Origin of the sequence: Streptomyces sp. NBC_00503 (genome assembly GCF_036346895.1) — a bacterium.
In the GTDB taxonomy this organism is placed as follows: Bacteria; Actinomycetota; Actinomycetes; order Streptomycetales; family Streptomycetaceae; genus Streptomyces.
Window position 1 is genome coordinate 5,050,509 of sequence record NZ_CP107855.1, and the last position, 12,851, is coordinate 5,063,359.

Genomic DNA, 12,851 nt, shown 5'->3' on the forward strand with positions numbered 1-12,851 from the left:
CAAGTGTCCGCCGGGACGGGCGCGAGCGCGAGGGAATCTGAGCTAGTTCAGAGGGAGTTGGCGTGCAATTGGTCGCATAGGGTGGCTCGGTGAGCAGAAACTGGCGGACTGCGGGCCTGTGCGCGGCGACGGCGTCCCTGCTTCTGACGGCTACCGGATGCAAGCTCCTGCCGCAGGAACCCGTACCCGAAAGCGGGTTCCGGCTCCGCTACGAGAAGCCCGTGGCGGCCGACGAGGACAGCGCCCGCTTCCTGCACAACTGGCAGCTCACCGAGGCCACCCTCGCCGACCTCAACGACTACGTAGACCTCCCCCACCCGGTCACCGTCGTCGCCAAGTCCTGCCGGGGCGAGGGCACCGGCTACGACCCGGACACCCACCGCATCGAGCTCTGCTACGACGACGTGACCGAGGAGCGCGAACTGACCGGCCGCGACGAGGACCTCGCCGAGTCCGTCCGCGAGACGATCTACCACGAGGCGGGCCACGCCCTGATCGACGCGCTGGACCTCCCGGACAACGGGGACCGCGCCGAGGAGGACGCCGCCGACCGCTTCGCCCAGGTGGCGCTGCTGGTCCGCGACCCCGAGGGCGACCGGACCCTCCTGACATCGGCCCGGATCTACGACCGGGCGGCCGCCGCCGACCCCACCCCCGACCCCACGGACGAACACGCCCCGGACGCCACCCGCGCGGAGTCCCACCGCTGCGCGGTCTACGGCGCGTTCCCCGCCCGCCACCAGGACCTGGCAACCCCGTCCCGAGCCGACTGCGCCACCACCTGGACCCACACCCGCGACACCTGGACCCACGACCTGGCCCCGCTCCTGCGGCACACGTAACCCGATCCTCGGTTCGTCCGTTATGCGGAACATCGGACGAACTCTCGAAAAGGGAACGGGTTATGGGCAGAATGGCGAACACCGCTGAGGGCGGGCTCATCCCCGTCGCCTCGTACGCACGCACCTCGCAGGACGCGCCACAGCGCGACGCGCGCGGCGTACGCCACCAGCACCGCATCAACGAACGCACCGCCCGCGAGCACGGCTGCGTCGTCGTAGCCACCTACACGGACAACGCGCGCAACGCGACCAAGGACGACCGGGAACGCCCGGGGTTCGACCACCTGCTTGCCGACCTGCACCGTGGCCACGCCTTCGCGGCCGGTCCGCTGCACGGTGTCGTCGCCGTCGCGGACGACCGTCTCTACCGCAGGCCGGAGGACTTCATCCGTTTCACGGCAGCCCTTACCTCGGCGCCGGGGAGGGTGTACGTCGACAGGGACGGCCTGCGGAATCCGTACAGCAAGGCCGGTCTCCTGCAGGGGGCCGACTCGCTCCAGGGGGCCGTCGCCGAAGGAGAGACGCGCAGCCGCCGCGTCCAGGACTGGCACTGGTCACGGGCCATGGACGGCCTGCCGCACAGCGGGCCGCGGCCTTTCGGGTGGCAGGAGGACCGACGGACCCTGCACCCGGTGGAATCGGAGCTTGTCCGCAAGGCGATCGAAGACCGCATCGGCGGTGGCTCCATGGGCCGCGTGGCGCGAGAGTGGAATGCGTCGGGCGTCACGGGAACGCGTGGGGGCCGTCCCAACCCGCAGACGGTTACGCAGATCATCACGGCTCCGAGGGTTTGCGGCTTCCGTGCCAACCGGGGTGAGTTGCTGATCGACCCGGCTACGGAGAAGCCGTTGGTCGGGGCATGGGAGGCCATAGTCACGCCTGAGCGGTGGGCGGAGCTCTGCTCGACGTTCTCGGCAGGAAGCCTGTACATGCATCGGGGGCCCCTCAGCCCGCGATTGACCGACCGTAAGTCCAGTCCGAAGTATCTCCTCACCGGGTTCCTGCGCTGCGGTGTGTGCGATCAGCCCATGGGCGGCAGCAAGAGCTCCCGTAGCCGTAAGAGCCCCTACAACTACGTCTGTGCCGCGGGCCGAGGCTGCGGGCGATGTGCCATCAGCGGCCCCCTCGTGGAAGAAGCCGTTGAGAGGCTGCTCTCTCCTGTCGACGGGCAGGGCCGGGTCCGGCTGCCGGAGCCGATGCGGCTGCGGTGGCAGTCGGGCGAGATGGGGTTCGAGGAGAAGCGGAAGGTGATTGCCTCGGTCTTCACCCACCTCGTGATCGCATCGGGAAGGAAAGGCTGCGGGGCCTGGGACCATTCCCGCGTGGTGCCGGTATGGAAGTGGGCTGATCGCATCGGAGGCGCCGACCCGGCGGCCTGATGGCCCCGTTATGAGGGGTACGCCAGGCGGTGCGGCAGGATGGGGAGCATGCCGAATCGCCTTGCGAATGAGACCTCCCCGTACCTGCTCCAGCACGCCGACAACCCCGTCGACTGGTGGCCCTGGTCTCCGGAGGCCTTCGCGGAGGCGCGTGAACGTGGTCTGCCCGTATTGCTCAGTGTTGGCTATTCTTCGTGCCATTGGTGCCATGTTTTCAGTTCCGAAAGCTTCGAAGATGAACTAACGGCCGCCTACATGAACGAGCACTTCGTCAACGTCAAGGTGGACCGCGAAGAGCGTCCCGACATCGACGCCGTCTACATGGAGGCCGTGCAGGCCGCCACCGGGCAGGGCGGCTGGCCCATGACCGTGTTCCTGACCCCCGACGCCGAGCCCTTCTACTTCGGCACCTACTTCCCGCCCGAGCCCAGGCACGGGTCGCCCTCCTTCATGCAGGTGCTCGAAGGCGTGCGCACCGCCTGGGTCGGGCGGCCCGAGGAGGTGGCCGAGGTGGCGCAGCGGATCGTGCGGGACCTCGCGGGGCGGCAGCTGGACTACGGGAAGGCCGGCACCCCCGGCCCCGAGGAGCTCGGGCAGGCGCTGCTCGGGCTGACGCGGGAGTACGACGCCGCGCGTGGCGGATTCGGCGGGGCGCCGAAGTTCCCGCCGTCCATGGTGCTGGAGTTCCTGCTGCGCCTCCATGCCCGGACCGGGTCCGAGGGGGCGCTGCAGATGGCCGCCGATACGTGTGAGGCGATGGCCCGGGGCGGGATCTACGACCAGCTCGGGGGCGGGTTCGCGCGGTACTCCGTGGACCGGGAGTGGGTCGTGCCCCACTTCGAGAAGATGCTCTACGACAATGCGCTGCTCTGCCGGGTGTATGCCCACCTGTGGCGGTCGACCGGGGACGAGCTCGCGCGCCGGGTCGCGTTGGAGACCGCGGACTTCATGGTCCGTGAACTCCGCACCCACGAGGGCGGTTTCGCCTCCGCGCTCGACGCCGACAGCGAGGACCCGGTCACCGGGAAGCACGTCGAGGGGGCCTACTACGCGTGGACTCCCGCCCAGTTGCGGGAGGTGCTCGGGGAGGAGGACGGGGATCTGGCCGCGGCCTGCTTCGGGGTGACCGAGGAGGGGACCTTCGAGCACGGGGCCTCCGTACTTCAACTGCCCGCGCAGGGGCCGGACATCGAGGCGGAGCGGCTCGCCGGGATCAAGGAGCGGTTGCTGGCCGCCCGCGCCGGGCGTCCCGCGCCCGGCCGGGACGACAAGATCGTCGCCGCCTGGAACGGGCTGGCCATCGCCGCCCTCGCCGAGTGCGGGGCCTTCTTCGGCCGGCCCGACCTGATCGAGCGGGCCACCGAGGCCGCGGACCTCCTCGTACGGGTGCACATGGACGGGCGGGCCCGGCTCGCGCGGACCAGCCGGGACGGGAAGGTGGGCCCCAACGCCGGGGTGCTGGAGGACTACGGGGACGTCGCGGAGGGGTTCCTCGCCCTGGCGTCCGTCACCGGGGAAGGGGTCTGGCTGGAGTTCGCCGGGTTCCTCGTGGACCTGGTCCTGGCCCGCTTCACCGCCGAGGACGGGTCGCTGTACGACACCGCGCACGACGCGGAGCAGCTCATCCGCAGGCCGCAGGACCCGACCGACACGGCGACTCCCTCCGGCTGGACGGCTGCCGCGGGCGCGCTGCTCTCGTACGCCGCGCACACGGGCTCGGAGCCCCACCGCACGGCGGCCGAGCGGGCGCTGGCTGTGGTGCACGCGCTCGGGCCGCGGGCCCCGCGGTTCATCGGGCACGGCCTGGCGGTCGCCGAAGCGCTCGTCGACGGTCCGCGCGAGGTGGCGGTCGTCGGTCACCCGGAGGATCCGGCGCGGGCGGAACTGCACCGGATCGCGTTGCTGGGGACGGCTCCCGGGGCCGTGGTGGCGACCGGTCCGGTGCGCGCGGCGGACGGGAGCGGTGGTGAGTTCCCCCTGCTGGCCGAGCGCACGCTGGTGCACGACCTTCCCACGGCGTACGTGTGTCGACATTTCGTCTGCGCGCGGCCTACGACAGATCCGGTCGAGCTGGCGGAGCAGTTGGGGGCGGTTCATCCCTGAAACAGCCGGAGTAGCGTCAATTCCGCTTGTTTGAGGGCCGGTTCGGAAACGTGGTTTTTATCCGAGCGGCGCCCCGATGTCATTTTTCGTGCCTAGTCTCGTGGCTTCGGGAGTCACCGATCAGTCACTCTCGGCAGCGCCGGCAACCCTGCCGGCGCTGCCGACGCCGTTGACGCGGTCGGCACCGACGGCGCGCACCGGGGGGTGCGCGCAGGGGGATGCGGGGGAGCAGGGGGGAAGCGGGGGAGGAGCGTGCGGTGGGCCGGGGAGCCGGCCGCACGGCACCGCCCCCGGGGGGTTCGATGATCGCCGCTTGGGGTTGCGGCATGTCTGTGGGGGACAGTTTGTTCACATCCGTGTTCATATCTGCCGTTTCGCTGGCGCTCTTCTGGATGGCCGCCTTCACGCTCTGGTGGCAGATGCACGCGTGGCGCACGCCGGAGACGCTCGCCTCGACCCGCTTCGACCGCCCGGACGGCGGCGGCCGGCTGGCCTTCTCGCTGCTCCTGCCCGCCCGCCACGAGCAGGCGGTCCTGGAGCACACCATCGACCGGCTCCTCGAATCGAGCCACCGCGACTACGAGATCATCGTGATCGTCGGCCACGACGACCCCGAGACCGCCGCCGTCGCCGAACGGGCCGCGGCCCGCGCACCCGGCCTCGTACGGGTCATCACCGACCACCACGAGGTCAAGAACAAGCCCAAGGCGCTCAACACCGCGCTCCCGCACTGCCGCGGCGACATCGTCGGGGTCTTCGACGCCGAGGACCAGGTCCACCCCGAGCTGCTCTCCCACGTGGACCACGCCTTCCGCTCCACCGGGGCCGACGTGGTCCAGGGCGGAGTGCAGCTCATCAACTTCCACTCCAGCTGGTACAGCCTGCGCAACTGCCTGGAGTACTTCTTCTGGTTCCGCTCCCGGCTGCACCTGCACGCCGAGAAGGGGTTCATCCCGCTCGGCGGCAACACCGTCTTCGTGCGCACCGAGGTGCTGCGCGAGGCCGGCGGCTGGGACCCGAACTGCCTGGCCGAGGACTGCGACCTGGGCGTACGGCTCTCCTCGGTCGGCAAGAAGGTGGTCGTCGCCTACGACAGCGACATGGTCACCCGCGAGGAGACCCCGGGCTCACTGATGAGCCTGCTCAAGCAGCGCACCCGCTGGAACCAGGGCTTCCTCCAGGTCTACCGGAAGAAGGACTGGCAGCAGCTGCCCGGCCGCGGCCAGCGCTGGCTGGCCCGCTACACCCTGATGACGCCCTTCCTGCAGGCCACCTCCGGGGTCGTCATCCCGCTGAACTTCGCGATCGCCCTCTTCCTCGACGTGCCGGTGGGCATCGCGATCGTCACCTTCCTGCCGATGATCACCGCGATGGTCACCTTCGTCTTCGAGATCGTCGGCCTCCACGACTTCGGCCGCCAGTACGGGCTGCGGGTGCGCTTCGTGCACTACCTCAAGCTGGTGATCGGCGGCCCGTTCTACCAGGTGATGCTGGCCGGCGCCGCGATCCGCGCGGTCTGGCGCGAGCAGCGCGGCCGCAACGAGTGGGAGCTGACCAGCCACACGGGGGCCCACCTCGCCGGGGCGCCCGCCTCGGCCGCCGTCGCCGTCGGCTCCGCCCGGGCGTCCGTTTCCGCGTCCGTTTCCGCGTCCGCCGCGAGCCGAGAGGACATTCACCAGTGACCACCACCGTGCCCACGGCCACCGATCCGGAGCCCCAGCCGGCCGCCACCGACCCGACCGCAGCGACCGCGACCGCACCCCCGGCCCCGGCCCGGATCCCCGCCCAGCGCCGCGGCGCCGCCGACACAGTGTCCACCGTCCGGGCCGAGCGCAGCGGACCGCTGATCCGCTTCCGCTCCTCCCGGCCCGACCTGGTCCTCTGCGGGACGCTGCTGCTCGCGATCGTCCTCGTACAGGGCTGGAACATCACCAACTTCCCGACGCTCAGCGACGACGAGGGCACCTACCTCGCCCAGGCGTGGGCCGTCCAGCAGGGCCACGGACTGGCCCACTACACCTACTGGTACGACCATCCGCCGCTCGGCTGGATCCAGATCGCGGGCCTGACCTACCTGCCGTCCCTCTTCGTGCCCGACACGATGACCGTGGCGCCCATGCGGTTCTCGATGCTCGCCGTGTCCGCCGCCAGCTCCGTCCTGATGTACGTGCTCGCGCGCCGGCTCTGGCTGCCGCGCTGGGCGGCCGGCCTGGCCATGGGGCTCTTCGGGCTCTCCCCGCTCTCGGTCGTGCTCCAGCGGGAGATCTTCCTCGACAACATCGCCGTCATGTGGATGCTGCTGGCCTTCTGCCTCGCCGCGTCCCCCAGCCGCCACCTGTGGCACCACTTCGGGTCCGGGCTGGCGGCCGCCACCGCCGTCCTGACCAAGGAGACGATGCTGGTGGTGCTCCCGGCGCTGCTGGTGACGATGTGGCGCCACAGCCACCGCGACACCCGCAAGTTCGCCGTCACCGGGGCCGTCACCGCCTGCGTGCTCATCGGCGTGACGTACCCGCTCTTCGCACTCCTCAACGGGGAGCTGCTGCCCGGCTCCGGGCACGTCTCCCTCCTCGACGGCATCACCTACCAGATGGGCCGGCCCGGCTCCGGCTTCATCCTCGACCCCGGTTCCGGCTCGCACGGGGTCTTCCGGTCCTGGCTGTACTACGACACCGTCCTGCCGCTCGGCGGACTGGCCGGCGCGGTCCTGCTGCTGGCCACCGTCCGCTGGTCCGTCACCGCCCGGGCGCTCGCCGGCCCGGCCCTGGCCGCCGTCATCCTCGGCCTCGTCGCGATGCGGCCCTCCGGCTACCTTCCGGCGATGTACGTGATCCAGGCGCTGCCCTTCCTGGCGCTGGTCCTCGCCGGGGGCGCGGCCAGCATCACGCACGCCGTGCTGCGCCGCCGCCGCGCGGCGGGGGAGCGGCGCGCGCTCACCTACGGGCGCTGGGCGCTGGTCGGGATCCTCGCCGCCTGCGCCGCCGCCTACGTCCTGCCGCGCTGGTACGACGGCAACCGCACGGCGCTCACCGTCGACGCGAACGCCCCGTACCGGCAGGCCGCGGCCTGGCTCGGGCGCGAGGTGCCCGACCCCGCACGGACCAGGGTGCTGGTCGACGACGCGCTGTGGCTGGACGCGGTGCACCACGGCTACGCGCCGGGGCTCGGCGCGATCTGGTTCTACAAGGCCGACCTCGACCCCGCCGTCACCAAGACCCTGCCGCACGGCTGGCAGGACATCGACTACGTGGTCTCCTCGCCCACCGTCCGCCGGGACGCGGCGACGCTGCCCAACGTGAAGGCCGCGCTGGAGCATTCGACGCCGGTCGCCGTCTTCGGCGAGGGCGAGGACCGCATCGAGATCCGCCGCACCGACCGGGCCGCCGCAGGCGCCGGTGCCACCGACCGCGCCGTCAACGGGAGCTGACCCGGTATGACCGAAGACCTGTGGACCCCGCACGCCCCGGCCGGTCCGGAGCTCGACGCCCCGGCCGCGGCGGAGCCCATGGAGCTGCCCGCCCAGGGCAGCGTCACCCTCATCATCCCGACCTTCAACGAGGCCGGGAACGTGGCCGAGTTGCTGAGCCGGCTGGCCGCCGCGCTCCCCGCCCACCTGCCCTGTGCGGTGCTGTTCGTGGACGACTCCACCGACGACACGCCCGCCGTGGTGGAGAGGGCCGCCCTGGAGCACGCCTTCCCGGTGTCGGTCCTGCACCGGGAGCGCCCCGAGGGCGGACTCGGCGGAGCCGTCGTGGAGGGGATCAAGCGGGCCGACACCGACTGGATCGTCGTCATGGACGCGGACCTCCAGCACCCGCCCCACCTGGTCCCCGAACTCGTCGGCGAAGGCACGCGCACCGGCGCCGACCTGGTCGTCGCCTCCCGCTACATCGCGGGCGGCAGCCGGGCCGGGCTCGCCGGGAACTACCGGATCGCCGTCTCGCGCGGCGCGACCTGGCTGACCAAGGGGCTCTTCCCGCGCGCCCTGCGCGGGATCAGCGACCCGATGAGCGGATTCTTCGCGATGCGCCGGACCGCCATCAGCGGGGAGAGCGGGGCGCTGAAGCCGCTGGGCTACAAGATCCTGCTGGAGCTGGCCGTGCGCTGCCGACCCGAGCGCGTGGCCGAAGTCCCCTTCGTCTTCCAGGACCGCTACTCCGGGGAGTCCAAGTCCACCGCCCGCGAGGGCCTGCGCTTCCTGACCCACCTGGCGGCGCTGCGCTCCGCGACCCCGCTCGCCCGCATGATCGGCTTCGGTCTCATCGGGCTCTCCGGCTTCGTCCCGAACCTGGCCGCGCTGTGGCTGCTCACGCACACGGGGATGAACTACCTGCTCGCCGAGGTGGCGGCCAACCAGGCCGGGGTGATGTGGAACTTCCTCCTCATCGAGACCCTGCTGTTCCGCGACCGCCGCCGCCACCGCCACTGGGCGGACCGGGCCGGCCGGTTCACCCTGCTGGCCAACGCCGATCTGCTGCTGCGGATCCCGCTGATCGCCCTGTTCGTCGCAAAGCTGGACTTCGGCGTGCTGACCGCGACGGCGCTCGCGCTGGTCACCACCTTCGTCCTGAGGTTCGCGGCGACGGAGGCACTGGTCTACCTCCCGCGCAAGTCAGGCCGTACGTCGAGGAGTTGATCTTGCTCATGCGATGGAAGATCCGGCGCCGGGCAGGGCGGCGGGCCGCCCTGCTGGCCGTAGGGGCCATGACCGCGGGCCTGCTGCTGACCGCACCGCAGCAGGCCTCGGCCGGACCGCCCAACCTGCTCACCAACCCCGGTTTCGAGACCGCCGGCGTGCCCGGCGCCGACATGCCGTCCTGCTGGGAGAAGTCCGGCTGGGGCGACAACGACTTCAGCTTCGCCACGGTCGCCGACGCGCACTCCGGCACCAAGGCGATGAAGGTGGCCCTGGCCCGCCGGGTCAGTGGTGACCGCAAGGCGATGGTCACCGAGAACGCGGCCTGCGCGCCCACCGTCACACCGGGCAAGCAGTACGACCTGTCGGCCTGGTACAAGTCCGACACCCCGGACGTGTCGGTGACGGTGTTCCGGCACGACGCCACGGCGGGCTGGCAGTACTGGACCGACCTGGCCAACCCGCCGGTCAGCGCCGCCTGGGCGCGCACGCAGGTCCGTACGCCCGCCGTTCCGCCCGGCACCGACAAGATCACCTGGGGGCTGTCCGTCTACGGGGTCGGCGCGCTGACCAGCGACGACTACGCGGTGGAGGAGGTCGGCGCCACCCCGCCGCAGGCCGGCTGCACGGGGACGGCGGAGCAGTGCGCGAAGGGCTCGTGGGAGGTGATCCCCGCGAAGAACCCGGTGCGCTCGATGCACGCGGTGGTGCTCAAGAACGGCAAGGTGCTGCTGATCGCCGGTTCGGGCAACGACATCGCCCAGTTCAACGCGGGCACCTTCACCTCCGCCGTCTACGATCCGGCGAACGGCTCGTTCAAGACGATCCCGACGCCCGTGGACATGTTCTGCTCGGGCCACGTGCAGCTGTCCGACGGCCGGGTGCTGGTGATGAGCGGCAACAAGGGCTATCCGTCCGCCGACGGCAAGATCGGCTACCAGGGCCTCAAGGACTCCTACGTCTTCGACCCGGCGACCGAGAAGTACACGAAGACCAACGACCTGAACGGCGGGCACTGGTACCCGTCCGCGACCATCCTCGGCAACGGCGACGTGATCACCTTCGGCGGTCTGAAGGAGGACTCCACGGGCAACGTGACCGCGGAGAAGTTCTCGGCGGCGCAGAACAAGTGGCTGCCGATGAACGAGGTCAACCAGACCTGGTCCTACTGGGGCCTCTACCCCTCCATGGTCCTCATGCAGGACGGCAGGCTCTTCTACACAGGCAGCCACACCTTCGGCAACGGGACCCAGGGCAGCGGCTCCTCGATCTACGACTACAACGCGAACACCGTCACGGACGTGCCCGGCCTCCGCAACAAGGACCAGCGCGACGAATCGGCGAGCGTGCTGCTGCCCCCGGCCCAGGACCAGCGGGTCCTGACCATCGGCGGCGGCAACAACGAGACCAACCCGGCGGCGAACCGGCTCACCGACCTGATCGACCTCAAGGCGGCGAACCCGGTGTACACGGCGGGCCCGGACATCCCCCAGGGCCTGGTCGACGTGGGCGCGGGCAAGCGGCCGCAGACCGGGGCCGAGGGGAAGATGTACCCGTCGGCCGTGCTGCTGCCGGACGGCAAGGTGCTGGAGACCGGCGGCGCCCTGCACGACCGCGCCGACCCGGTCTACGAGGCCTCGTTCTTCGACCCGGTGACCAACACCTACCAGGCCGGGCTGCCCGCCGACCCGATCCCGCGCACCTACCACTCCGGCGGGTTCCTGCTGCCCGACGGGCGGGTCATGACGGTCGGCGACAACCCGGGCAACGGCACCTACAACAACAACGTGTCGATCTACACGCCCCCGTACCTCTTCAAGGGCGCCCGCCCCCAGCTCACCTCGGTCATCGACACGGACTGGGTGTACGGGGACACGCAGCGGATCACCGTCGACCGGCCGATCGCCAAGGCGGAGCTGATCCGTCCGGCCGCGGTCACCCACTCCTCGGACCCCAACCAGCGGTTCGTGGACCTGCCGATGTCGGTGGTCAACGGCACGACCATCGACCTGAACGTCACCACCAACCCCAACCTGGCGCCGCCCGGCTGGTACATGCTCTTCGGAGTCGACGCCAACGGCATCCCGTCGGTCGCCACCTGGGTCCACCTCGGCGGCGCGCCTTCGGTCGCGGCGGCGGCGGTGGCCCCCACGGCGCACGTGCACGATTTCGCGGACGCCCCGCAGGCGGCCCCGAAATCCAACCCGGCCCGGCGGGACTCCGTCCCGGTGGCCCCGGCCGTGGCCGGCTGCGACCGGCACTACGGCACGGTCAACGTCTGCGTGCCGACCCGTTTCCCGGCGGAGGTGAAGGAGACCACCAAGGCCCGCTGCGACTGGCTGGCCGCCCACGCCTTCCCGCCCCGCCTGAAGGTCAACGGCAGCGACCCGCTCCGCCTCGACCCGGACGGCGACGGTTACGCCTGCTGACGGGTGAGGGCCTCGTCCCGCCGCAGCTCCCCTGCGACGAGGACGAGGCCCGCCGCGGCGGCCAGCATGACCGCGGGCATGCCGAGGGAGAAGAGGCGCGTCTGGTCGGCGGCGACGGCCTCGTAAGTGCTGCGGGAGACCTCGCGCGTGATGCGTGAGTGGGATTCCCAGGCGTAGTAGCGGCTGTCCACGATGCGCGGATCCTGGAGCGGGTTGCTGGAGCCCAGGCCGACCAGCACGGCGCCCCCGAGGAGCAGCGCGGCGAGTCCCATCTGCACGGTGCCCGGCAGGCACCGGAAGGCGAGCCAGCGCGTGCCGCGGTCCGTCCGGGTCAGCATGATCCGCACGAGGGCGGCGGCGAGGAGCGGGATCGCGGCCACGACGGCCAGTCGCCACCAGCCCGGCGCGACCGGCCGGCCGGGCAGGAACGTGAGCGCCCCCAAGAGGACCGCGATCGCGCTCAGCGAGCCCGCCAGTGCGCCGTGCAGCTTGAAACTCCACCCCATGCGGCCACCTTGGCAGCTGGACCCGGCCCGTCGCACTGCCGTGTCCCGGCACTCCGCGGAGCCCTTCGCTGCCGCCGTCACTCAGTGCTGGTACGCGGCGATCGAGATGCCGACGTAGTGCGCGACGAAGGCGGCCAGGGTCAGGGAGTGGAAGACCTCGTGGAAGCCGAAGAAGCGCGGGGAGGGGTCCGGGCGCTTCATGCCGTAGATGACTCCGCCGACGCTGTAGAGGAGGCCGCCGACGATCACCAGGACCAGGACGGCGATGCCGCCGGTGCGCATGAACTCGGGGAGGAAGAAGACCGCCGCCCAGCCCATGGCGATGTAGCAGGGCGTGTACAGCCAGCGCGGGGCGCCGACCCAGAAGACGCGGAAGGCGATGCCGGCCGCGGCCGCGATCCAGACGGCCCAGAGCAGGGTCCGCCCGGAGGAGTCCGGCAGGAGCAGCACGGTCAGCGGGGTGTAGGTGCCCGCGATGATCAGGAAGATGTTGGCGTGGTCGAGCCGCCGCAGGATGGCTTCGCCGCGCGGACCCCACGTACCGCGGTGGTACACGGCGCTGACTCCGAAGAGCAGGCACGCGGTGAGGATGTACACCCCGCACGCCACCCGGGCCCGGGTCGAGTCGGTGAAGGCCATCAGGACGAGGCCGGCGATCACCACGGCGGGGAACATTCCGGTGTGCAGCCAGCCGCGCATCAGCGGCTTGGCCTCAGGTTCGGTCCCGGGCCCGGCTGCCGATTCGGCCACGGCGGCGGCATCAGAAGTCATGCCGACCATGCTACCTACGCTTGCGTAGGTTTCCGTTAGTGCGCTTTACGGAAGATTGACCGGAGTGGCAATGCTCACGTGAGAGGCCCCCTGGACATATGCGCACATCCACCGGATGATCAGATGAGTGCGGTCGGCACCGGATGAGCGATGCGCGAAGCGTCCGGGTCGCAGCCCCCACGGGG

The 12,851-nt window shown here is 71.1% G+C and carries 9 protein-coding genes; 7 read left to right on the top strand and 2 right to left on the bottom strand.

The features are described 5' to 3' along the window. Positions 1 to 89: 89 nt before the first annotated feature. The 7 genes from OG490_RS23565 (at position 90) to OG490_RS23595 (ending at position 11,389) form a co-directional block, all read left to right on the top strand. Positions 90 to 842, top strand: a complete 753-nt coding sequence (locus tag OG490_RS23565) for a DUF4344 domain-containing metallopeptidase (protein ID WP_330298265.1) — start codon at positions 90 to 92, stop codon at positions 840 to 842. A gap of 71 nt (positions 843 to 913) precedes the next feature. Continuing rightward, positions 914 to 2,221 (top strand): recombinase family protein, encoded by a 1,308-nt coding sequence (locus tag OG490_RS23570; protein ID WP_330298266.1) that lies wholly within the window; start codon positions 914 to 916, stop codon positions 2,219 to 2,221. Between the two features lie 48 nt (positions 2,222 to 2,269). Beyond that, positions 2,270 to 4,324: a thioredoxin domain-containing protein gene (locus OG490_RS23575; RefSeq protein WP_330298267.1), complete on the top strand. Its 2,055-nt coding sequence runs from the start codon at positions 2,270 to 2,272 to the stop codon at positions 4,322 to 4,324. A gap of 344 nt (positions 4,325 to 4,668) precedes the next feature. Continuing rightward, the gene (locus OG490_RS23580; protein WP_330298268.1) at positions 4,669 to 6,006 is read left to right on the top strand and encodes a glycosyltransferase; all 1,338 of its coding nucleotides are present in this window, start codon (positions 4,669 to 4,671) and stop codon (positions 6,004 to 6,006) included. After that, positions 6,003 to 7,751 (top strand): ArnT family glycosyltransferase, encoded by a 1,749-nt coding sequence (locus OG490_RS23585; RefSeq protein WP_443065860.1) that lies wholly within the window; start codon positions 6,003 to 6,005, stop codon positions 7,749 to 7,751. Before OG490_RS23580 ends, OG490_RS23585 begins: the two co-directional genes overlap by 4 nt. 78 nt (positions 7,752 to 7,829) lie before the next feature. Next, positions 7,830 to 8,960, top strand: a complete 1,131-nt coding sequence (locus OG490_RS23590; RefSeq protein ID WP_330301029.1) for a glycosyltransferase family 2 protein — start codon at positions 7,830 to 7,832, stop codon at positions 8,958 to 8,960. 8 nt (positions 8,961 to 8,968) lie between these two features. Beyond that, on the top strand, positions 8,969 to 11,389 hold the full coding sequence (locus OG490_RS23595; protein WP_330298269.1) for a galactose oxidase-like domain-containing protein: 2,421 nt from the start codon (positions 8,969 to 8,971) through the stop codon (positions 11,387 to 11,389). On the opposite strand, the gene OG490_RS23600 is transcribed toward OG490_RS23595, so the two are convergent. Next, positions 11,377 to 11,895 (bottom strand): hypothetical protein, encoded by a 519-nt coding sequence (locus OG490_RS23600; RefSeq protein ID WP_330298270.1) that lies wholly within the window; start codon positions 11,893 to 11,895, stop codon positions 11,377 to 11,379. The genes OG490_RS23595 and OG490_RS23600 overlap by 13 nt on opposite strands. Positions 11,896 to 11,976: 81 nt before the next feature. Beyond that, the gene (gene trhA, locus OG490_RS23605; protein WP_330298271.1) at positions 11,977 to 12,666 is read right to left on the bottom strand and encodes a PAQR family membrane homeostasis protein TrhA; all 690 of its coding nucleotides are present in this window, start codon (positions 12,664 to 12,666) and stop codon (positions 11,977 to 11,979) included. Between the last annotated feature and the right edge of the window lie 185 nt (positions 12,667 to 12,851).